At 62.9% G+C, this 22344-nt stretch carries 25 protein-coding genes; 22 read left to right on the forward strand and 3 right to left on the reverse strand.

Going from position 1 to position 22344, the window contains the following annotated elements; translation table 11 throughout:
- Positions 1-66: 66 nt before the first annotated feature.
- From QO207_RS11790 to QO207_RS11880, 20 genes are all read left to right on the forward strand, one after another.
- Positions 67-1065: a major capsid protein gene (locus tag QO207_RS11790; RefSeq protein WP_301532590.1), complete on the forward strand. Its 999-nt coding sequence runs from the start codon at positions 67-69 to the stop codon at positions 1063-1065.
- A gap of 2 nt (positions 1066-1067) precedes the next feature.
- A complete protein-coding gene (locus QO207_RS11795) occupies positions 1068-1382 on the forward strand; it encodes a hypothetical protein (protein ID WP_301532591.1) in 315 nt (104 codons plus the stop codon).
- A complete protein-coding gene (locus tag QO207_RS11800) occupies positions 1379-1816 on the forward strand; it encodes a hypothetical protein (RefSeq protein ID WP_301532592.1) in 438 nt (145 codons plus the stop codon). The genes QO207_RS11795 and QO207_RS11800 overlap by 4 nt, the downstream gene beginning before the upstream one ends.
- 44 nt (positions 1817-1860) lie before the next feature.
- Positions 1861-2082, forward strand: coding sequence for a hypothetical protein (locus tag QO207_RS11805; protein WP_301532593.1), 222 nt, complete (start codon positions 1861-1863; stop codon positions 2080-2082).
- 32 nt (positions 2083-2114) lie between these two features.
- A complete protein-coding gene (locus tag QO207_RS11810; RefSeq protein ID WP_301532594.1) occupies positions 2115-2867 on the forward strand; it encodes a hypothetical protein in 753 nt (250 codons plus the stop codon).
- Positions 2868-2932: 65 nt separating this feature from the next.
- Complete coding sequence (locus QO207_RS11815; protein ID WP_301532595.1) at positions 2933-3742, forward strand: DUF6694 family lipoprotein; 810 nt, start codon at positions 2933-2935, stop codon at positions 3740-3742.
- A gap of 62 nt (positions 3743-3804) precedes the next feature.
- Positions 3805-7074: a phage tail length tape measure family protein gene (locus QO207_RS11820; protein WP_301532596.1), complete on the forward strand. Its 3270-nt coding sequence runs from the start codon at positions 3805-3807 to the stop codon at positions 7072-7074.
- Positions 7074-7469: a hypothetical protein gene (locus QO207_RS11825; protein ID WP_301532597.1), complete on the forward strand. Its 396-nt coding sequence runs from the start codon at positions 7074-7076 to the stop codon at positions 7467-7469. Before QO207_RS11820 ends, QO207_RS11825 begins: the two co-directional genes overlap by 1 nt.
- 11 nt (positions 7470-7480) lie before the next feature.
- Positions 7481-7780, forward strand: coding sequence for a hypothetical protein (locus QO207_RS11830; RefSeq protein WP_301532598.1), 300 nt, complete (start codon positions 7481-7483; stop codon positions 7778-7780).
- A gap of 68 nt (positions 7781-7848) precedes the next feature.
- Positions 7849-11424, forward strand: a complete 3576-nt coding sequence (locus tag QO207_RS11835) for a hypothetical protein (protein ID WP_301532599.1) — start codon at positions 7849-7851, stop codon at positions 11422-11424.
- Complete coding sequence (locus QO207_RS11840) at positions 11424-12389, forward strand: hypothetical protein (protein WP_301532600.1); 966 nt, start codon at positions 11424-11426, stop codon at positions 12387-12389. Before QO207_RS11835 ends, QO207_RS11840 begins: the two co-directional genes overlap by 1 nt.
- A gap of 3 nt (positions 12390-12392) precedes the next feature.
- Positions 12393-13139: a hypothetical protein gene (locus QO207_RS11845; RefSeq protein ID WP_301532601.1), complete on the forward strand. Its 747-nt coding sequence runs from the start codon at positions 12393-12395 to the stop codon at positions 13137-13139.
- Positions 13140-13258: 119 nt separating this feature from the next.
- Positions 13259-14905, forward strand: coding sequence for a hypothetical protein (locus QO207_RS11850; RefSeq protein ID WP_301532602.1), 1647 nt, complete (start codon positions 13259-13261; stop codon positions 14903-14905).
- On the forward strand, positions 14905-15141 hold the full coding sequence (locus tag QO207_RS11855) for a hypothetical protein (RefSeq protein ID WP_301532603.1): 237 nt from the start codon (positions 14905-14907) through the stop codon (positions 15139-15141). Before QO207_RS11850 ends, QO207_RS11855 begins: the two co-directional genes overlap by 1 nt.
- Before the next feature lie 293 nt (positions 15142-15434).
- Positions 15435-15758, forward strand: a complete 324-nt coding sequence (locus tag QO207_RS31525; protein WP_367620475.1) for an HNH endonuclease — start codon at positions 15435-15437, stop codon at positions 15756-15758.
- 207 nt (positions 15759-15965) lie between these two features.
- On the forward strand, positions 15966-16379 hold the full coding sequence (locus QO207_RS11860) for a cell wall hydrolase (RefSeq protein WP_301532604.1): 414 nt from the start codon (positions 15966-15968) through the stop codon (positions 16377-16379).
- Positions 16380-16388: 9 nt separating this feature from the next.
- Positions 16389-16859, forward strand: a complete 471-nt coding sequence (locus QO207_RS11865) for a hypothetical protein (RefSeq protein ID WP_301532624.1) — start codon at positions 16389-16391, stop codon at positions 16857-16859.
- Positions 16765-16962: a hypothetical protein gene (locus tag QO207_RS11870; protein ID WP_301532623.1), complete on the forward strand. Its 198-nt coding sequence runs from the start codon at positions 16765-16767 to the stop codon at positions 16960-16962. Before QO207_RS11865 ends, QO207_RS11870 begins: the two co-directional genes overlap by 95 nt.
- 144 nt (positions 16963-17106) lie before the next feature.
- Positions 17107-17901: a DNA adenine methylase gene (locus QO207_RS11875; RefSeq protein ID WP_301532605.1), complete on the forward strand. Its 795-nt coding sequence runs from the start codon at positions 17107-17109 to the stop codon at positions 17899-17901.
- Between the two features lie 36 nt (positions 17902-17937).
- On the forward strand, positions 17938-18198 hold the full coding sequence (locus QO207_RS11880) for a hypothetical protein (protein WP_301532606.1): 261 nt from the start codon (positions 17938-17940) through the stop codon (positions 18196-18198).
- Here QO207_RS11880 and QO207_RS11885 read toward each other — a convergent pair.
- On the reverse strand, positions 18195-18884 hold the full coding sequence (locus QO207_RS11885; RefSeq protein WP_301532607.1) for an SOS response-associated peptidase: 690 nt from the start codon (positions 18882-18884) through the stop codon (positions 18195-18197). The two genes, QO207_RS11880 and QO207_RS11885, sit on opposite strands and share 4 nt — an antisense overlap.
- Before the next feature lie 89 nt (positions 18885-18973).
- Between QO207_RS11885 and QO207_RS11890 the strand changes: the two genes are divergently transcribed.
- Positions 18974-19405, forward strand: coding sequence for a LexA family transcriptional regulator (locus tag QO207_RS11890; RefSeq protein ID WP_301532608.1), 432 nt, complete (start codon positions 18974-18976; stop codon positions 19403-19405).
- Positions 19398-20666, forward strand: coding sequence for a translesion error-prone DNA polymerase V subunit UmuC (gene umuC / locus QO207_RS11895; protein ID WP_301532609.1), 1269 nt, complete (start codon positions 19398-19400; stop codon positions 20664-20666). Before QO207_RS11890 ends, umuC begins: the two co-directional genes overlap by 8 nt.
- Positions 20667-20714: 48 nt before the next feature.
- On the opposite strand, the gene QO207_RS11900 is transcribed toward umuC, so the two are convergent.
- Complete coding sequence (locus QO207_RS11900; protein WP_301532610.1) at positions 20715-21029, reverse strand: STAS-like domain-containing protein; 315 nt, start codon at positions 21027-21029, stop codon at positions 20715-20717.
- A gap of 92 nt (positions 21030-21121) precedes the next feature.
- Entirely contained in the window at positions 21122-22108 is a 987-nt protein-coding gene (locus tag QO207_RS11905; RefSeq protein WP_301532611.1) for an ATP-binding protein, read from the reverse strand.
- Positions 22109-22344 lie beyond the last annotated feature (236 nt).

Raw genomic sequence — 22344 nt, forward strand, 5'->3', positions numbered from 1 at the left:
AACCACTCACCACACCATCACTATGAACCCCGCTCCGGCGGGGTTCGCCATTTCTAGGAGCCCCTCATGGCTGAGATTTCTATTTTCCAGGACGAGGCTTTCAGCGTCCCCAACCTGATCCTGACCCTGAACGAGGACCACGTCGTCCCCGGTCAGATCGCTGCGTCCGGTCTGTTCACCGAGCAGGGCAGCCAAACCATCGTCCAGCAGATCGAGAAGGACGGTATGACCCTGCAGCTCGTCGAGGCCAAGCCGCGCGGCTCGGGCGGCCAGGCCGTGATCGCTGACAAGCGCCGTCTGGTGCCGTTCAACAGCGTGCACCTGCCGCAAACCTTCCAGATCCTGGCGGATGAAATCCAAGGCATCCGCGCCGTGGGCTCGCGCACGGAGCTGCAAGGCGTTCAGGACGTAGTAACTGCGCGCCTGGAAAAGGCCCGCCGCCAGTTGGACACGACCCATGAATGGCAGCGCATCGGCGCCATCAAGGGGCAGGTGATCGACTCCGACGGTGAAACCGTACTGGTCGACATCTTCCAGTCCTTCGGCCTGAAACGACTGAAGCCGATGTCCCTGGAGCTGAACAACGCTGACACCGACGTCAGCGCTCTCTGTGTGGACGTTCTGGACCAGCAGGAAGATGAGCTTTACGGCCTTGCCAGCACCGGCGCCCGCGCCTGGTGCGGCCGGAATTTCTGGAAAAAGCTCATCTCCCACCCGAAGGTCCGCGAGACCTACCTGGCGAGTGAGGCGGCCTCTGCCTTGCGAGCTGACCGCCGCAAGGCCTTCGACTTCGGCGGCATCACCTGGGATCGCTACCGCGGCAAGCTGCCGGGCATGCCGTTCGTGGACGACGACAGTGCCTACGTCGTAGCCGAAGGGGCCGAAGGCCTGTTCATTTCGGTCTTCGCTCCGGCGGACTACATGGAGACCGTCAACACCCTGGGCCTGCCGTACTACGGCAAGCTGGAAAGCATGCGCATGGACAAGGGGGTGGACGGCGAGGTGCAGTCCAACCCGCTGCACCTCTGCACCCGCCCGCGCTCCGTCATCCAGCTGACCATCTGACCATGGGCGGCTTCAGCGAACTGGTCGATGACATGGACGCCACCCTCGCTGAAGCCCTCGGCGATGGTGCATTCGACTACCTCGACCGCAACGGAGTGCGCCTGGTCGAATCGCTGGCCGGCATCGTCGAGCAGGGCGTGGAACGACTCGATGTTTCCGCGATTGACCGCTTCAGGACGCTGGAGGTGCTCAAGCGCCTCCTGCCCCGGGTCGACAGCAAGGGCTCCTTCCTCGATGAGGAGGGCAACGCCTGGAGCATCGCCGGCATCCATGCCGACGATGGCGACTGGATCACCTTCTACGTGGTGCCCGCATGAACCAGGTATTCGATGTTCAGGCCGGGGTCATCGGCCAGCTTCAGCTCCTGCTGGCAGGCGTGCCGCTGTTTGGCAGCTCCGTTCTAGAGGATTCGGTGGCCGGCGTCCTCGATTCCGGAGACGACAGCCTGCCGGACTACATGATCGTTCTGCAGGAAGGCGACACCGTCGAGCGCGCTCGTCAGACCGGAACCTGCCAGGAAGAGTGGACGCTCAACATCGTGGCGATGACCCGTAAGGCCAACGCAGCCGCATCACTGCGCACAGCGCGTCTGGAGATCAAGCGCGCCCTGAAAGGGGTGAAGGCAGGGCTGGATGTGCAGGGCCTGATCAAGGTCGACTTCCCTGCATCAGTCGTTCGCCTGCCGGATCAGGGCCGACGCTGGGGGTATCGAATCATCCCGATCACTTTCACCTACGTACAACCCCTGTAACCCAAGGCCGCCTCCGGGCGGCCTTCTCATTTCTGGAGGGCGCCATGCCCAAAGTCACCATCAACAAAGCCTTCCACTTCCGCGAGGGCGCGGGTGTGAAGCGTTACATCGCAAGCGAGGAAGAGGTGGAGGTTTCCCAGGCAGTGGCAGACCACGCCAAGGCCCACGGCTTTCTCGATGATGAAAAGCCCGCCCAGGCGCCGAAACCCGCCCAGCCCGTGCAGCGCGGCCGCGAGCCGCAGCCGGCCGGCGACGACGTCAAGTAACCCAACGCCTGCATCGCCCCAAGGAGAGCCATATGCAACAGATCATTGACCGTTCGTTCATCGGCGAGGGCATTGTCCATGCCCGCCTATACGGTACCCAGGACCCGCTCTTGCCGTTCGGCAACTGCGACATCTTCAACATCAGCTTTGCCACTGACCGAAAGGCATTGCCCAACTACATGGGGGGCGGCGGCAATCGCAACGTGCGTGAGCGCGTGACCGACGTCACCTCGTCTGTGGGTTTCTACGACCTGACCGCGGAGAACATCGCGCTGGTCACTCGTTCGACCATCCAGATGGCGCCGACCGCGGCCATTCCCGACGAGGCGCATGTGTCGAAGGGTGTGGCGCTGGAACTGATCCCGTTCAAGTATCTGCCGGACCTGACCAAGACGGTCGTGGTCAAGACGGCTGGGGGCGATCCGCTCGAAGTCGGCACCGACTACCAACTGGTTCCGCACGGTATCCAGGTTCTCAGCGGTGGTGACATTGATGCCACGGGCATTACGGTCAGTTACACCCCCCGGCCGAGCAGTGTTGTCCAGATGCTCAACGGCTCGCAGAAGGAGCTGGAGCTGTACGTGGCGGGGTTGAACGACGCTCAGTCTGGTGAGCCTTTCACCTTGCGTGCGCGCCGCGTGAAGTTCGGCATGCTGCAGGAGTTCGCAGTGCTGGGGCAGGAGTACGCCAAGCTGACCGGCCCAGCCGAGCTGCTCTCCGATCCGCTTGTCACTGCGGCTGGCATTTCTAAGTTCTGCCAGATGGATCTGGTCGAGCCTGCCTGAGTTGGCGGAGCCGGCCCGGTAGATGTAGATTCCCTCCCTTGTCTGCTGCCCTTGGGAGGGAATCCATGCGAGTTCATCAAATTGCAGGGCTGTGCATTGCGCTGGCGCTGACCGGCTGCGGCGAGCCAAAACTGGATGGTTCCAGCGAGGCTGCCATGAAGGCCTCGGCTCAGAAGGTTGCTGAGAAGTTGCCGCCTGACAAGCGTCAGAAGTTCCAGGAAGCTTTCACGCTCATTGCCCTACAGGGCTTGGATTTCAAAGCAATCATGAAGGGTGAAGTGAGCCCGGAAGGGGCTGCGGCGAACTCAATGGCTTCGCTCAATGGCAAGACCGCAGACGAAGTGATTGCCCAGGCCGACGCCATCAGGGTGGCGCGTGAGGCGCGAGAGAAAGAGCAAGCGCTTGCAGAGATCAAAGAACTGGAAGCGAAGCTTGATACGGCAGAGCAAGCAAAAGTGCAGCTTGCAAAGTTCACGGTCACTCGGTCGAGGTTCTCACTTCGAGAGCGCGAGTACAGCTACAGGAAGGAGCCGATAATCCAGATCGCCGTTCACAACGGTACTAACCAGCCGGTGTCCAGGGCCTACTTCAAGGGAACCATTGCGACTCCTGGCCGTTCGATCCCTTGGCTAGTCGAAGACTTCAACTACCAGATCCCTGGAGGTCTGGAGCCGGGAGAGAGCGCGGAGTGGACCTTGGCTCCGAACTCGTTCAGTGAGTGGGGGAAGGTCGAGACACCGGCTGATGCTGTTTTCACCGTTGAAGTCGAGCGGCTTGATGGAGCCAATAACGAAGCGCTCTACGACGCAAGAGGTCTGAGCGAGCGTGAGGCTAGCCGGTTGAAGCAGCTGAAGGAAAAGTACTCTCTTCCTTGACTCACTCTGTTCATTATTAGGAAACCCGCCAATTGGCGGGTTTTTTTTGCCCGGAGATTTTCATGGCAAACCCAATCCAGCGCCTGATCCAGTTCGTGTTGCGCGGCAAGGACGATCTTTCTACCCCCGCCCATCAAGCCACGGAAGCAATGGAGGCGCTGCGCGCGAAAACTGGTGAGCTGAATCAGGCCCTGGACTCGGCTAAGGATGCGCGAGGTCTGATCGCCGGGCTGTCCAACACCGAGCGGGCAATCGTGCAGACCGAGAAGTCCGTTGTCCGGGCGGAGACCACCGTTCGGGCATTGCGCGATGCATTGGACAAGAACCCAGGCAGTAAAGGGCTTGAGACGTCTCTGAAGGCAGCCGAGCGCGAAGCTGCAAGCCTTCGCCGTAATCTGGACGCACTGACGACCAAGCATGCTGAGCAGGAACGCGCAGCCAAAGAGGCAGGCGTCGATACCAGCAAGCTGGCAGATGAGGAGAGACGTCTCGCGGCGGAGGTGTCGCAGGCGAAGGAGAAGCTCAGCCAGGCCACGCAGGAGCTGCGCGAGCTTGAGCGGCAGCAGCGGAGAACGTCCGACTCAGCGAGCGGGATGGGCCAGACCGTCCAGAACATCAAGACCGGAGTGACCGAGGCGACGCTCAACTTCGGCAAATGGTTGGTCTCCATATACCTGGTCGACAAGGCGCTCCAAGGGCTTGCAGCGGGCTTCGGTCTGATTAAGGACGGCATTGGAGCAGTGATCGCTGATGGGAGCGATGGCGAGGCAGCCATGGCCCAGCTTGAGGCCTCGCTGAAATCCACCGGCAATGCCGCGGGGCTTACCAGTGAGAAGCTGCTGGAAATGGCAGAGGGTCTCCGTGATGCCTCGATGCTTTCTACCGAAGAGATTGTCTCCGCGGAGACGCGGCTGCTGTCGTACACCGACATCCTGGCGAAGGAGTTTCCCGATGCTCTGCAGGTAACCATCGACCAGGCTGAGCGATTGGGAATCAGCGTTGAGCAGTCAGCCGAGACTGTGGGGAAGGCATTGCAGTCTCCCTCGGATGCAATGGCTGCGCTTGGTAGGCAAGGCTTCAAGCTAGAAGCCGGTCAGAAGGAGCTGATGCAGCAGCTGGAGGCGACGGGGCGGAAGGCGGAGGCTCAGCGCATCATCCTCGACATGATGTCCGAGGCATATGGTGGTGCTGCCGCTGCGGCCAAATACAAGACGTTCCAGGGTTTGTGGAAAAGCATCACTGACCAATTTGGTGATTTCGCCGGCATGGTTGGAGGGAGCGGGGCCTTTGACTACATCAAGCGCAAGATGGAGGAGGTGCGGGATAGCATTCTCCGGATGCGTGATGACGGCAGTCTGGAGCGCTTAGCTCAAGGTTTTGCGAATGCATTCGTACAAGGTGCCGAATGGATCGGCCAGTTCATTACAAAAATGGGCGAGGTGGATTTCAAACGGTTGACTGATGACTCTGCCGCCTGGATGAACGACTTTGGTGCGCATCTGGATGAAGCTGCGAAGAAGGTTGAAATCTTCACGGCGCCCTTCAAAACCCTCTGGTATGGACTTACTGGAGGCCTGAGCCAGGTAGTCGCTTCCTTTGCTGCGGTCGGGTACCAGATTGCTACCCTTGCTGAAGACCTTGGTAAGAAGCTCCCGGACAGCTTTGGCGGCGAAGGACTGGCAGAGAAGGCCAGGGTCAGCGGGGAAGTCCTCAAGGGAATCTACGAGGGGATGGCCGGGTATGCCGAGGAGTCTGGTAAGAAGATCATCGATGTATGGGAGAAGGCTGCCGAGCCACCCAAGAAAACTGCTGTCGCCCAGGCGGAAGCGGTAAAAGAGGCTCTGGACGAAACGTTCGAACATACAGTCCAGCGTGTAACTGGCATCAACAATGCCCTTGCGCAGATCAGCGCAGCAGATAGTGTCGCCCAGCTGCGCCAATTGGGTAGTGAGCTGTACAGCGCCTTCAAGCGTGGTGACCTCACCCAGCAGGAGTTCAGCCAGTCTTCAGCTGTCCTGAACGCGCGGTTGAAGGAGATGGGCGGGGCGGCAACCTCCGCTGCGCCCCAGGTCGGCATTCTGGCGGCCAACCTCAAGTCGCTGACGGACGTTCAGGATGCGATAGCCAGCGCCAAGACCGATCTCGACATCGAGAACATCCGCAAAGCCGTCGTCAAACTCAATCAGACGGGTGTTCTCTCGACCGCTGATTACCAGTCCGAAATCGCCCGTCTTAATGCGCGCCAGGCCGAGCTGAAGAAATCGACGGACAGCCTGAGCAAAAGCACCAGCGACCAAGCGGCCAGCGCTGACAGGGCTACACAGTCGATGGAAGAGCAGCGGCGCGCGTCTGGCCAACTGATGGAGCAGCAGCGGCGGGCCATGGGGGAGGCGATGGAGGCCCACCGGAAGGGCACGGAGGACACGAAGGAGGTAACCGAGGGGGCTATCGACTTCTTCAGTGACATGTTGTCTTCGGCGCGCCAACCGCTTGCCGAGTTGAGCTCTGAGGCGTTGCAGGCATTCGACGCCCTGCGTGGCATTTCCTCCGCCGACGTGAAAATCGATACCAGTTCGCTTGAGTCGACAACTGAGTCACTGCGCCGGATGCGCGAAGAGAAGGCCAAGCTCGATGCCGCAGCTTCGTCACCTGGTATCTCCAGCCTTGGTCGTTGGGCGCTCTCGATGAAGGCGGACAGCGATCGAACGGCAGTGTCCTTCCTCGAGCAAAAGCAGCAGCTGCTGAGCCTGCTTGAGGGGTATGAAAAAGGCGATATCACCGTGAGGAGCTTCCTGACCCAGGCCCAGGCGGCGCGCAATGGCATGAACCTGCTGAACGACTCGGACCTTCGTCAACTGGAGAGCACCATCGAGTCGGCCAAGCAGCGGATGCAGCAGCTGTCCGAGGGCTCGCGCGACACCCTGGCCGGTCTGCAGGAAGAGCTGGCCGGTCTGCGCGGCGAACAGGAGGCGGTGGACCGCAGCAAGTTCGCCAGCCGCCAGCGTGACCTCCAGCAGCAACTGGCGGACGCCCAGGCTGGCGGGGACCTGAACGCGGTGGAGAACCTGATGCGGGCCCTTGGCACGCTGAAGCAGATCGAAACCGAGACGAACAGCCAGCGGCAGCTGGCCGAGCAGAAGGCGAGGGTGGAGGCGCAGAACGCCGCGCAGCCTGCCGCCACGACTGCAACAGAGCCTGCCGCACCTGCGACCACCCAGCCGATGAAGACGATCCGCCTTGAGCTTCAGGGGCGGACCGTGGACGTCGGTGTCACCGATGACGGAACCCAGCTGCTCGACCTGCTCGGCGTGGCTGCAATGAGGACAAGCTGATGATGCTCGACAGCATCGAGCTGGATGACCAGTTCGAATGGGCGGATGAGTTCGAATGGGACCCAGTGGCGCAGGAGCAGGAGCGCTCGCTGACCGGGGCGCTTCTGGTGCAGGAGGGCGTCAAGCTGCATGGGCGCCCGATCACCCTCAAGGCCAACGGCGGCGTGTGGACGTCGCTGTCGGTCGTTCGGCAACTGGAAGCCCTGCGTGACCAGCGGCTGAACGTGATGAACCTAGTGCTGCCCGATGGCCGTGAGTTCCCGGTGATCTTCAATCGCAGCAACGGCGCGCCGCTGAAGGCCTCACAGGTGTTCCGCGAGGTGAACCCCTCGCCGGACGCGATCTATGACGTTGAGATCAGCCTGATCACGGTGGCCCCGGTGGCTGCCCCTTGATGGAGAAGACCATGCAACTGACCGCGTACTGGGTGGGCGGCAATGTCGTGGCGGCGCGCTCGGAAGAGGGCGCCATCGCCGTGATGGAGCAGCACGAGCCTGCCGGGCGCTACAGCCTCGGAGATGTGCTGGCGCTGGCCGAGGAGCAGCTGGACCTGCTGGTCTCGCTGGAGGGCACGGAAACTTTCCGTGATGCCCTGGCGCGCTGTCAGGCGGAGTCGCCCAGCGGCCGACCAGGCTCTCGGCTCGCCGAGGTGCAGGCTGGAATGGGCCGCCCGCAGCTGATCCTGTGGGACTTCCCCGGCGAGTAGCGACGCCCGACAACCCCGATCAACAGACCCCGCCCCGGCGGGGTTTTTCGTTTCTGGCTGGAGTGCACATGGCAATCAGCACCGAAAACATCAAACTGCTCAAGAGCCAGCGCCTGACCGATGAAGAGGACGGCGGCGGCCGTGCCACCGGCGCGGCGGTGGTGGATAGCGAGATCAACAACCTGTTCCCGGACATCTCGCGCCTGGATCGCACCATCGGCCGCATCAGCCTGCGCAAGGCCTTTGCCGGCGTAGTGTCGACCAACGACAACGCCTACCTGGGCGCGCATTGCATCCTCACCCAAGGGCCGGCGGACCCGCGCGTCTCGGTGGTGCTGTTCAACACCGGCAGCCAGACCGACGAACGTGCCGATGCCCGTGATGCCATCGAGTCCTTCGTGGTGCCGGCGGTCGCTGCGCCATTCGAGCTGCTGGGCAACCAGCTGCAGGGGCAGCGTGCCATTGCCTGTGTGCAACGTGAGGAGCAGCGCCTGCCGGAGATCGGCGAGGTCTATCAACTGGTGGGGAGCACCACCTCGCAGTACGTGCGCTTCACCGCGGTAGAGACCTCGCTGGAGTCGTTCACCTACGACTACGGCAACGGCAACTTCGTGACCTTCACCCGGCGCCGCCTGGACGTGTCGATCTCTTCGCCGCTGCTGAACACCTTTCCCGGTGGCACTCCGACCCCGGCGGGCACCTCCGCCACCAACCCGGCCGGTGTGAGCAAGAGCCAGGTACTCGCGACCCAGGTTGCCGATGCGGCTCACTATTACGGGATCAGCCCGCTGGCAGAGGCTATCTCGGCCGGCGCGCTCAACGTCAAGGTGAAGTCGGTCTATGCCCAGCTGGTGCCAAGCAGCACGCGCGAAAATGCCCTGATCGACAAGCTGGCCGGCTACCAGAAGCGCCTGATCCTGGCCACGGGCCCTTCGCGCACTGTCGCGCTGACTTTTGCCCTGGTCACGGGTGGCCAGTCGCGCAGCTTCGTTGGCACCGGTATCACGCCGGGCTCCCTGACGCTGACCGTCAACGGCGGCACCTTCGCCGACGACAGCACTGGCAAGCTGCGCTTCGTCTCGGGCAGCAACTGGATCACCAGCAGCACCGTGGACTATGAGACTGGCGAGATCAACCTGGTACGCACCACTGGCGGCTACGTCGGCGCGGCCAGTGTCGTCCTGCAGCCTGGTGCCGCTGCGACCGGCGAAATGGTCACTGGGGAAATTCCCATCGACCTGACCAATCGCGGTTACGTCTACACCCTGAGCCTGGCCGACGCGCCGCCCATGCCGGGCACGCTGGAGGTCAGCTACATGGCGTTGGGCAAGTGGCAGACCCTGCGCGATCCCGGCAATGGTGAGCTGACCGGGCAGGGCAGCGGGACGATCACCTTTGCCACCGGCTCGGTCGCGCTGACCCTGAACGCGCTGCCGGACGTTGGTAGCTCCGTGATTTGGGCTTACGTCGGCCAGAACAGCTCGGCCTTCACCCAGCACACTGGCGCTGCCGTGCAGGCCAAGGCGAAGGTCAGCCGCACGCTGCCGCACCAGGGCATCCTGCCGGGCAGCTACAGCGCGACCTTCACTGTCGGTGGCGTCACCAAGAGCATCACTGATGGCGGCAACGGCGCACTCAGCGGGACGGGCGGTACGGGCGTGATCAACTACGCCGCCGGCACCGTGTCGATGGAACTGACCGCCACGCCGGATGCCGGTACCGCGATCACGCACGCCTACCAGCAAGGCTCGGTGACCGACACGCCGCTGGCCGTGACGTCGGACAGCTCCGGTATGACGACCTTCACCATCCCTGGCGCGCCGCTCAAGCCGGGCAGCGTCCAGGTGAGTTGGATCACCCGGCGGCGCCAGGCGGTCCCTGCCATCGACAAGAGCGCCCTGGAAAGCGGCAACACGCTGCCGGTCTACGAGTCTGAGGTGCAGGTGAACAACGTGGCCACCGACAATGGATCGGGCGGCTGGAGCGGCGGGCGGGTGGGGAGCATCAACTACTCCACCGGTGCCTGCTCGATGCAGGTGGCCAGTCAGTATGTGTACGTCCAGTACACCTACGCGACCGAGAAGAACGGTTTCAAGCCGGACACCCTGGAGTTAGTGAAGACCAACACCAGCCTGCTGGAGTCATTCGGCGGCACGCTGACCGTGCGCGCCCAGGCCAATGGGCAGAGCTACGGCGCGCAGACCGACGTGCAGTCGGTGGTGCCGGTGACGCTCGACCTGCTGCCGGGAGTGGCGGAGGCGATCCTGCCGGGCTCGTTGCTGTTCACTTGGGGCGGTGAGACTTACGTCGACCGCTCCGGGCTGCTGTACAAGGGCATCAGCTCGGCCACCAACGCCGGCACGGCCGTCGGCTCGGTGGACTATGCCGGCCGCACCGCCACGCTCAGCACCTACAACGCCGGTTCCGGGTCGACCGTGACCCTGCTGGCCTGCCTGACCACCAATGCTGGCTTCAGCGTCAACGCGATGACCTTCCGCACGCCGGGGGCGCCGCTGCGTGCGGGCAGCCTGCAGGTCACTGCTGTGCGCGTTGACACCGCCGCAGTGGTCACCGCCACGGCGGATGCCAACGGCGTGTTCAGCAACGCGGTGATCAAGGGCACGGTGGACATCGATACGGGCATCGTCCGGCTGCGCTTCACCAGTGACTTGAACGACCAGACCGGCGCGAGCGATATCCCGGTGATCCCACTGCTGCTGCGCTACAACGGGGTGATCTTCTCGACCCTGCCGCTGGACGCCAGCCTGATCGGCCTTGACCCGGTACGCCTGCCGTCCGATGGCCGGGTGCCTCAGTACCGCGAGGCGGACGTGCTGGTGATCCGGCACGTCGCTGAAACGGAGGTGGCCAGCCCGGCCGCCGGGGGCACCTTGCAGCTGGCCCGCCAGCAGCAGGCCGCCATTGAGGTGGTGGACGCCAACGGCGTGGCCCTGGCGCCCACCAGCTACAGCGTGAACCGTGAGCTGGGGCGCCTGACCTGGGGCAATCCCCTGGTGCTGCAGAATGCGGCCGGTGATCCGCTGACCCTGCCGCTGGTGGTGCTGGATCGCGTCGAGCACATGACCCTGTGCACCGAGGTACAGATCAGTGGAGACCTGGAACTGGCGTCGCCGGTGCCGTGGGATCTGCCCGCGGACGAGGCCACGGTGTCGAGCGCGGTGAGCTGGGGCGACCTGCAGTCGCGCTATCACCACTGGTTCACGCAGAAGGCATGGAGCACTGGCGCGCCCAACTGGACAGATGCCCCATCCGGGGAGACGACCACGGCGAACTACAACACGCTGAGCTACCCGCCGATCATCACCAACCAGGGCGCAATCGACGGCAAGTGGGCGTTGGTGTTCACCTCGGCCACGTCGTTCCAGGTCGTCGAGGAGAAGCTGGGCGTCATCTCCACCGGCAACACCTCGACCGACTGCGCGCCGGTCAACCCGGAGAACGGCATGCCGTACTTCACCGTCCGCAAGGAGGGCTGGGGCAGCGGCTGGGCGGCGGCCAACGCGGTGCGCTTCAACACCGACTCGGCCCTCGGGCCGCTGTGGATCGCGCGCACCGTGCTGAGCGGCCAGGGCACTGTCGAGGATGACCAGTTCAAGCTGCAGATTCGAGGGGATGCCGACTGATGACGATTCGTTTCTATAGCAGCCTCGATACGGGGGCGCCCGCGTTGAGCGGGAGCCCCATTGAACGAATCCGGCAGATCCTGCTGGCCTGCCTGGTGAACGGCTACGGGACGAAGCCGGCGGCGGGGTGGGTCATTGGCCACCAGAACGCCTTGGGCTTCAGCGTGGGCAATGGTGATGGCTTCATCAGCTTCGCTGACAGCAACGGCAACAGCTACACGGCCAAGCCGCTGGAGACCATCACGGGCACCTCCGGCGGCCACGCCACCGGCAACAATGAGCAGTACAGTGCGCTGCATTACAACGTTGGGTACGTCGGCGCGAACGTGCATTGGTATGTGATCGCCGACGACAAGACGGTGATCTATTACATCGGCGGAAACGGCACGACGGCGGACCTGCCGGGCGTTAGCGCCGGAGCCAATGGCAGCGCGCATTACTTCGGGCGCTACCTCAACGGCTCCGGGCTGGGCCCGACCTTCTGCTCGCTGGGTGGCAGCGCGAATGCCTCGCCGTGGATTCCCCGGCTCTCCAACTCCGGTAACACCAGCTACGGCTCGGCGTTGCGCAACCCCTTCACCAACCTGATCGACCAGGGGGCAAACCCGCGCTACGCGCTGGCCTGCAATGGCTATCGCGGCTGGACCATCGGTACGGCGGCGAAGCTGATACTCCAGCGGATCACGCCGATCCGGGCGGCCGTCATGTGTTTTGGGGCAGGCCTATCGGGGTCCGTGCAGGACACCAGCATGGTGTTCGCCGGCCTGCTGCGCGGCGTGGTCGGCGATCCGGTCCTCTCCGGTGCGCTCCTCTCCGAGGTGTTGGCGCTGTTCGGCCAGCCCAATACCTGGCAGCAGCGAGTGCGGCCGATCACGTTGCCCAACGGCAAGCAGTGGGTGCCGCTCTATCCGCACGATTCAGAGGGCGGCTATTTCGTCAGCCTTGATCCAGCCGACTGGGAGTAAGCCATGGAAGTTGTGCCTGCGGAGGTGATTCCGTTCAGCCAGGGGCTGGCTTTGCGCACGGTAACCGTTCTGCTCACCCGTGGCGGTGAGCAGACCGAGCCCTCGAAACTGGTCAGGATGTTCAGCGAAACGCTGCAGCTGGTGGCCCTGTTCGAGACCTCGTACAGCGCGTCCTACACCTTCCTGGCCTCTGCCGTGGATAAGCGCTGGATCATGCTGGCTACCGATGAGACGCCACCCTCCCGAGCGGCTGCCCGTTACCCGACGATCACCGAGGACGTGGTGCTGGAGTTCGACCTCAGCGATGGCGCGGGCAGCGTCGGCGAGCCGGCGGCGCTCGATGCGCAAGTGCGAGTAGAGGGCGTGCCTGCCGCTCGGGAAGTCGTCGCCGTTGAACGGCAATCGGACGGGGTATGGCGGGTGGCAGGCAGTGGCACCACTGACACGGCCGGGGCGGTCACCCTCGATCTGCGCGTGGGTGCGACCGGGATGATCTACGCCGTCTGCCCCGATTCGTGGGGTGTCGCTTTTCAGGCGCTGCGCGAGGTCGTGCCGGGCGATGTGATCCGCCCGACGGTGTTTCGTGGCTGGTTGTACCTGGTCACCCAAGTCGGCCAGTTACCCGCAACCGAGCCGGACTGGTGGGATGAGACGCTGGGCGGCTCGCAGCCGTTGGGCACGGCCCGCGCCGAAGTCCGCCGCTACTTCCAGCCGCAAGCCCATGGGCCGCTGCCTGTCGAGAGGCTCTGATGCTGACACATGAAACGACCGCCGGCTGGCAACCCGCTCGCCGGCTTGGTGATCCCGCTCGTGCGTCTGGCTGGAACGTCATGGCAAAGCGCGATGTGGCCGCCTCAACGCCTTGGGGAGTGGCAGCCGATCTGGAGCAGGACAATACCGGCAGCTGGAACGCCAGCGCGGTGGTGGATGAGCAAGCGCAAACGGCGTGGGGAGAGGGGGATGCCGAGGATTGTGCCGCTGGCTCCCAGTGGGACACTGTGGCGCAAAAGGATCTGGCGCAGAGCCTGAGCTGGGATCGCTCGATCAAGCCCCAGGATGTCCGATTGCGGCTGATCTATCGGCCCCAACCCGCACACCATGACGCGACTGCGTCGCAGGGTTGGTTCCACTGCGATGAGTTCGGCCCTCGCTACGACGCCGACGCGGTGCGCGCCGCCAGCCTCTACATCCCGGTGGGTGGCGTGGTCGACTTCTCGCTCGCCGGCAAGCGCTACATCCCCAGCACCAGCGCGTCGGTGTTCTTCGATTTCCGCTACACCCCGGCAGCACATGCCATCCAGCCGGTGGACGGCGGGGCGGTGGTGCGCTTCACGCCCGCGCGCATTCTCGATGAGATGCGGAGCTTGCCGTGGGGCTGGGGCACGCCGACCGACCCTGTGCCGACCGGCATCGTTTACCCGGACTATCCGGGGCCCGTGGTCGTGATCGACCCGCCCCAGGAACCCGACATTCTGGAGACCTACATGATCGCCAACACGGTCACCCTGGTGGACATGGCCACCGGCACACCGCTGGCTTTCGTCAGCGTCGACATTGGCTTGGATATCGACAGCTTTGCCTGGACCTTCAGCGCCGAGCTGTTCGGGCGCACCTCGCTGAACCTGGTGAAGCAGGACGCCAACGGACCGAAGACGGTAGAGCTGACGATCAATGGCTGGGTGTGGCGCTTCCTGGTGGAGCGCTACAGCGGCAGCGGCAAGCACGGCAGCGAGCGCTACACGATCAGCGGCAGCAGCCGCACCCAGTTGCTCGCAGCCCCTTACGCGCCGGGGCGCAGCGGCATGAACACCGCCGCGCTCACCGCTCGCAACGTCGTGGACGACCAGCTGGAGTTCACCGGCTTTACCGCCAACTGGGACACTGTGGCCATGGGGCCGCCGGACTGGACCCTGCCGGCCGGCGCCTTCAGTTATTCCGAGATGACTCCAATGGAAGTCATCCACCGGCTGGCCGAGGTCGCAGGCGGCATCGTTCGCCCCTCGCTGGCCGGAGATTCCTTCACCATCCTGCCGCGCTACCGTGAGGCGACCTGGAACTGGGGCGAGGCAGTCGCTGATTGCATCGTGCCGGCGGAGATCGTGGCGGAGTGGGGCAGCGAGTGGAGCCCGCAGACCGCCTGGAACTTCGTCTATGTGAGCGGCATCAGCTACGGCGTGTCCGTCCAGGTGCGCCGTGCGGGCACGGCCGGCGACGAGCCGGCGCCGGATGTAATGGAAGAGTGGATGACCGGCACAGATCCGGCGCGCACGCGCGGCGTCTGCGAGTTGAGCAAAGGAGGCAACCAGGCCATCGAGACCCGGCGTATTCCCCTCTTCGAGAACGGCGGCAGCGCGCCGGGCCTGGTGCAGCCGGGCATGTTGGTGGAATTCCGCGATGCCGACGAGACCTGGCGCGGCTTGTGCCTGGGCGTGAACATCCGCGCCGAAGGTGCCGGGGCCTCCAAGGTCTGGCAGACCCTCAAGATCGAGCGCCACTACGAGGAGAGCAGCAGCTGATGGCAACCGTGAACCCCTGGAAGAAGTTCATCGGCCTGCTGCCCGGCGGCGCCAAGACGGTGGGTGAGGTGGTCAACGTCAACACCTCCGCCGGCACCAGCGTCGTGGAGCTGCGCACCGGCAGTCGAGTGGTCGTGCGCGGCACCGCGGTGGCGGTCGGTCAGAATGCTTTCATCAGCGATGGGCAAGTGATGGGGCAGGCGCCGAGCCTGCCGCAGTTCGACTTCGAGGTTTGAGGCATTGCACGGCAGGGTGGCGCTGTATTAGATTGGCGTGGCTCGCCTCGATAAGGGGCGGTCGCTGTCGGTTTTCACCGCTCCAGCGGTAAGGCCAGTGCGTTTTCGCGCCTGGTACCGTCTATTTCGTTTTGCACGGATGGCGGACTTCCTATCAATCTGTAGGAGGCCGTCGCCCGTATTGGTGGGTCTCCTCATAACTAGGAGCCCGCCATATGGCGAAATCCCTCTCCAAACCTCGTCACCAAGCTTTCACCCGCCAGAATGGGCTCTGCATCTATTGCAGGTGCCCTATGTGGCTGTCTTCCCGCAAGAAGTTCGCGCAGAAGCACGGCCTTACCCTCAAGCAAACCATCCCCTATCGAGCAACCGCCGAGCATTTGCACCCGCGCGGTGAGGGCGGGCGCAACACACACGCAAACATTGCTGCCGCCTGCACGTTCTGTAACTCGCGGAGGCACATGTCGCCCGAGGTCCTCAGCCCTGTTGCCTACGCAGAGTTCGTGCAGAAAGAGATGGCGCGAGGGGCATGGCACTCGACCGTCCTGCGGTCCACTCCCTCTGGAAGAGTGGCCGGGAAGGCTAAGCGGCGACGAGCATGCCGCAGGAAAAGTTGAGCCGTTCGCGGCCTCGCCTGAGTGCGAGCGGATCACGCGACGTGATCCGCCAACCCTGACTCAACAGTTCGTCCACATGGGCGCGTAGTCCCGGCAATTTGCGTTGTTCCTTCATCGCGAGCCCTCCAGTTGGCGGGCTCAAGATTACCAAAGCAAAACCCAACCCTGCCCGCCGATACGCGGGCATTTTCGTTTCTGGAGGTCGCAGTGAGTAGAGAGCGCGATGTGGATGTGCTCGCCCGTACTTTGTGGGGCGAGGCGCGCGGCGAAGGGTTCGCCGGCATGGTGGCCGTGGGGCACACCATCAAGAACAGGGCAGCCAAGCCGGGCTGGTGGGGGCGCGACATTGAGAGCGTTTGCCTCAAGCCGTCCCAGTTCAGCTGCTGGAACAAGAACGACCCGAACTACCCGTACCTGAGCGGGCAGAAGGACATCCCGCCCGGGCAGTTCCTTCAGGCTCGCGAGGCCGCGGTGGCGGTGCTCGATGGCAAGCAGCCCGATCCTACCGGCGGCGCCACCCACTACTACGCGACGAGCATGCCGAAGCCGCCGGCCTGGGCGCAGCTCTCCAAGCGGACGGTGAAGATCGGGCGTCATATCTTCTTCCGCGACGTGCCATAGGAGCGCGCCATGTCCAGCCTGCTTTCGAAAGTGGGGTTGCAGATCCTGGGCGGCCTGATGCTGGTCGCCCTTGGCGCCGGCCTGGTGTGGTGGGGGCTCTCCCCGCGCATCGATCTGCAGGTGCAGCGGGCCGACGCCGCGGTCACGGCCGCCATTGATGCGCAGAAGTTGGTTGCGCTGCAGGCCGGCGTGATGGCAGAGCAGCAGCGGCAGATCGGCGCAGTCGACGAAATCCACAAGCGGATGCGCCTGCTGGAGCAGGCCGTGTCCACCAATGCCAGGGCGCAGAGTGCGGCCTTCGAGGAGCTACGCCGAAATGACCAAGCTGTTGCTGAGTACCTGCGTGGGCCTGTGCCTGCTGACCTCGGGCGGCTGTACGAACGCCCTGCAACTACCGCCCCAGGCGCCTACCGCAGCACGTCAGTACTGCCCGCTGGTGGCGTGTCCGCTCCCAGCTCGGCCGGCAGTGCTGGCCAATGATCAGTGGCGCGAGTCGCTCGACGTGACTGAGGCCGCGCTGCTCAGTTGCGCCAACCAGGTGCTGGACTGCATCCAGACCCAGGACGCCCAGCGCGCGAAATGAAAGGAGCGACCGGTGGAGTGCTGCAACACCTCACCGGACGCCGAACCTGCAGAGCATCCCTGCAAGCCCAGCCCAGGCTCCCGCCCCGTGCACGAAGCGGGGCGAGCCTAACACCTGTTTATCCATACAGTAAAGGCTTGCAAAATGACCAACCCGATCTTCCCTTGGATGGGCGGCAAGCGCCGCCTGGCCGACCGTCTTATCCCGTTATTCCCGCCCCATGAGTGCTACGTCGAGGCCTTTGCCGGCGGCTCGGCGCTGTTCTTTCTCCGGCCAGTGCCGGCGCCGACCGAGGTGCTCAACGACCTCAACGGAGACATCGTCTGCCTCTACCGCGTCGTGAAGAACCATCTGGAAGAGTTCGTCCGCCAGTTCAAGTGGGCGATTTCCAGCCGCCAGGTGTTCGAGTGGCAGAAGCTCACCCGCCCCGAAACCCTCACCGATATTCAGCGTGCTGCACGCTTCTTCTACCTGCAGCACCACGCCTTCGGCGGCAAGGTGTCGGGCCAGAACTTCGGTACCGCGACTACCGCCCCGGCGGTCAATCTGCTGCGCATTGAGGAGAACCTGTCCGCGGCATGGCAGCGCCTGGCCGGCACCTACGTGGAGAACCTTCCATGGCTGGAGTGCGTCGAGCGCTACGACCGCGCCCACACCTTCCACTACATGGACCCGCCGTACTGGCAGACCGAAGGGTACGGCTTCGACTTCCCCTTTACTGAGTACGAGCGGATGGCCGACTTCATGCGGCGCTGCAAGGGCAAGGTGATGGTGAGCATCAATGACCACCCCGACATCAGGCGCGTCTTCGAAGGGTTCCACATGGAGCGGCTGGACATCCGCTACAGCAACACCAACCAGCGGCAGGGTATGGCCGAGACGACCGGCGAGCTGGTGATCATGAACTGGGAGCCAGGCGCGTTCGGCGGACTGTTCTGAGGCTACAATGCCGACCTCGATCAGAAGGAGGTCGGCATGCTCAGAATTCGATCCAATGGTGGTACCCGCTTGAGTCTGGAGCGTCTGGTCACCAAGGCAGGGCAGTACGGCATCTGGGAGTTTCACGTCGCGGCCAACTCCGAAATGTTCAAGGGCCTTCAGGCTGGACGCCATGCGGCCCTGTTGCCGGCTGAGCCGAAAGAAGGACAGGAGGTGGAGCTCTTCGCCATGCTGTCCCCTCACTCTCCGCAGGAAGAGTGGAAGCCTATCGGAAAGGGGACTGCTCACTACCTCTAGATTGGCTCGATCAACTGCGCGCCCTGATTTCTGACGCTGCCGATGTCAGTGGATATGCGGTAGGCCTCGAAGTCCTGCCGCGCCAGGGCGATGGTGTCGTACGCCAACTCCAGCGAGCTGTCAGGCGAGAGCCAGGTCTTCCACTGCTCTGGTGCCAGGATGACCGGCATCCGGTGGTGGATGGCAGACACCAGACCCTCGGCCTCCTTGGTCAGCAGGGCGCAGGAGGTGATCGGTTCACCCTCAGGCGGTGACCAGGTCGACCAGATCCCGGCGATGGCCAGCACGTCGCCGTCGATGGCGTGGTGGTAGTAGGGCTGGTTCACCGCGCGGCCGGCGGTGTTCTTCACCGGCTCCTTCTCGTTCCATTCATACCAGCCCGCCGCTGGCATCAAGCAGCGCTTATGCCGGATGGCGTCCCGCCACATTGGCTTCGTCGCTGCTTCCTCGCTCCGCGCGTTGAAGGTCAGCGCCGGCAGTTTCTCCTGCTTCCACCAGAACGGGATCAGCCCCCAGCGGGCCGCGACCACTTCCTGTTCTCCCGCCTCGTTCAGGAGCACCATGGGCACCTGACTGGTCGGCGCGACGTTGTACGCGCGGTCGATCCAGCGCCCGGAGTTTCCCCGCCCGATATGCCAGTAGCGCTCCAGCGCCGCTTCCTCTGGCGTCACGTACCGTCCGCACATCCCCGTCTCCTCCGTTTATCAGTCCACCCATTGTAGGCAACCCTACAGGTCTATTACTGTATTTATATACAGTAAATCGGACCTTTCTCATGCTCCCTGACGTTGTCGCGCGCCTGCTGGCGGGCAGTCGCCCATTACCGTTGTTCGCTTTCCGTGTGCCCGCAGGCTTCCCGTCGCCGGCCCAGGATCACCTGGAGCGGGAGATATCCCTGGATGAGATCCTGCAGATTCGAGCGCCCCACACCTACCTGGTGCGTTCGGGCGGCGACAGCATGATCCGCGCAGGGATCCACGACGGCGACCTGTTGGTGGTGGATCGCTCCAGCGAGGCCGTGCCCGGCGACATCATAATCGCGGCGGTCAACGGCGAGCCGACGGTGAAGCGACTGGCGAAGGACGGCGACCAGGTGGTGCTGCGCGCGGAGAATCCCAAGTACCCACCGCGGTACATCCTCGAAGGCGACGAACTGCTGGTGTGGGGGGTGGTGCGATACAGCATCCGGTGCCACGACCATGGCTGACCGCTCCATCGCCCTGATCGACTGCAATTCGTTTTATGCCAGCTGCGAGAGGGTGTTCCGGCCCGACCTGCTGCGCACGCCCATCGTGGTCCTGTCCAACAACGACGGCTGCGTGATCGCCCGGAGCGCCGACGCCAAGCCCCACATCGCCATGGGGGAGCCGTACTTCAAGATTCGCCACAAGCTGGAGCGGCTGGGCATCCTGGCGTTCTCCAGCAACTACGCCCTCTACGGCGATATGAGCGCCCGGGTCATGACGATCCTCGAGGAGATGGCTCCCGCCGTTGAGGTGTACAGCATCGACGAATGCTTCGCCGACCTGACCGGGGTGCCGGGTGACCTGGTGCGCGTCGGCCGTGAGATGCGCGCGAGGGTCCTGCGTTGCACTGGCATTCCCGTGGGCGTGGGCATCGGCACTTCCAAAACTCTGGCGAAGCTGGCCAACCACGGCGCGAAGAAGTGGCAGGCGCAGACCGGCGGCGTCCTCGATGTCCGGGACCCGGCTCGCCGGGACCGGCTATTGAAAGCCTGCGACGTCAGCGACGTGTGGGGCATCGGCCGCCAGATGACTGGGCACCTCAACGCCCAAGGCATCAAGACAGCCTGGGACCTCGCCCAGGCCGACGCCTGGACGTTGCGCAAGCAGTTCAACGTGGTGATCGAGAAGACAGCCCGCGAGCTCCGCGGCGTGACCTGCCTGGAGTTGGAGGAAGCCGCACCACCCAAGCAGGAGATCTGCTGCAGCAGGATGTTCGGCAAGCGGCTGTATGAGCTTCCGCCGATCCGCGAGGCGGTGGCCACCTATGCGGCCAGGGCCTGCGAGAAGCTGCGAGCCCAGGGCTCCTACTGCAAGCGCGTGCAGGTCAGCATCCGTACTGGGATGTTCAATCCGGATGAGCCAAAATTCGCAAAGGGCGTCGGTGTTGAATTGCCATACCCGACCGACGACACCAGGTTAATCACCAAGGCTGCCGTCGACGGGCTTGAATTGGTTTTCCGTGAAGGGTTTGCCTTCAGCAAAGCCGAGGTACTGCTGCTCGATCTGCGGCAACCAGGTGAATTCACCGGCGACCTGTTCGCCCCGGTGCAGCCGGAGCGGTCAACCAAGGCCATGGCGGTCATGGATGCGATTAACGCGAAGTGGGGCAGGGGGACAGTTCGGCCAGGTGGGGTGCCTGCGGTGCCGGACTGGGGGATGCGGCGCGAGCTGATGAGCCAGAGCTTCACTACCCGGCTAGACCAGCTCTGGCTGGTCCGGTGACTTCAACAAAAAGCCCCGCAAGTGCGGGGCTTTTGGGTTGCGGACTGTTCAGGCTATAGCTCGGTTTGTTTCAACCTGGGTGACACGATCGTTGATGACGAAGCGGATAATGGACTTCAGGTCATCAGAGCAATTCTTGAAGGTAAGTTGTGCAAGGACGGTGCGGCCATGTTTCAGGATCAATGCGCCGACCAGCTCATCTACGAAAGACTGAGTGGCGTCCTTGTTGGAGAAGTCGATGGAGATTGCTTCGCCTAACTTTAAGTGTCGTTCGATTTCCATTCGAAACGGGGTAGCTGTAGCCCTCATACCAAGAGTGCGAATGGTCTCAGACCCGGTCGCTAAGCTGATTTGAGCGTGCATGACGTTCCCTCTGCGATTAACGCATGTGTAGTTCATATCTTACCGCCGGTCAATGACCTTTACCGTGCGGTAAAGCAACCTTCACAGGTTGCTTAGTCGAAACTGATTTCGTCATCTGCTACGGCTTCAGTTTTCGGCAGCAGTTCCGAAATCTTGACCAAGTGCAGCTTTTCGCGATGACAGGTAAACGCGATTGCTACACCTTTCCAACTGCTGCCAGTCATGACTTGCTGGAGTCCGTCATCAGTACGGACCCACGCATCTCCGCTGGCCACTATCAAATGGCCACTGGCTGCAGCTGCAATCCTAGCAGTGGTGGTCAGGCCCACTCCTTGATTTTGGCTATCTGTTTCATAGCCAATGTTAGGCCCGCGGTTGCAGCTCACTCTCTCGATCAAAGCAGCCTCAATTGCTGCTAGATGAGTCTTTTCCTTGAGCATGGCATGGTCCCTGAGAGTCGCAAGGAAGCCACACCCATTATCGACAATCGCTAAGCGCACGATGTCGTCCGAAAAGTGCTGGCATGCAACCCAGACAGAGGCGTTGCCATTCCCTTCCTTCTTCGCATGGGAAAGGGAATTTTCCAGAAGCTCTTTGAGTGCGTACTCAATGGGCCGACGGACGGCGTCCTGTTCCTCATCGAGAGCTTGCTCGTCACATTTGAGGCCTGTCATGGCCTGAATCAAGCGTGACGCGATTGCTTCTGAATTGCCTTGCTGGACGCGAATCAGCTCGACGCAATGCTCGGGATCGCCTTGGAAATTCCGAGCTGACTCTGCATCAAACCCTTCGACCTCAAGCCCTTGGAAAAACTCCATCCGCACGAGGTGATCGATGAGGCCTTGATGCATGTAGCGCACATGGAAGTACTTGTCGTCGACACTCTCCATGGTGGCGCGGAGCATTGCCAGCCCAAACGGGTCGATAAACGTCAGAGCGCTAGCATCCAGGACGATGTTGTCACTCGCATCGCAAGCCCGAGATATATTGCTACAAAAATCAAGGACATCCTGAGGTTCGGTGGCGATGAGGCGGGCAGGAAAATGCACAGCTTCGTCTTGAACTAATTCTGCTTGCACCACAACAACCATCCCTGATTTTTATTGGTCGCGGACTATAGCGTTTTAGTGGCATGTCCTTCAATGACCCTGCTCGTCGGCCGGATGATCGGTGTTGATAGGGCGGCTAGAGGCATTAGCAGTACAATTCAATGCAGAGGTGTAGATCCGCCGTTCATCGCTTGCCGTATAGCAGCAATCGAATTAGCGGGTATCGGGGCGGGTAAGAATGCGGGTAGTTGAAATTTTTATCTTTA

Source organism: Pseudomonas sp. CAN1, assembly GCF_030462585.1.
Classification (GTDB): Bacteria; Pseudomonadota; Gammaproteobacteria; order Pseudomonadales; family Pseudomonadaceae; genus Pseudomonas.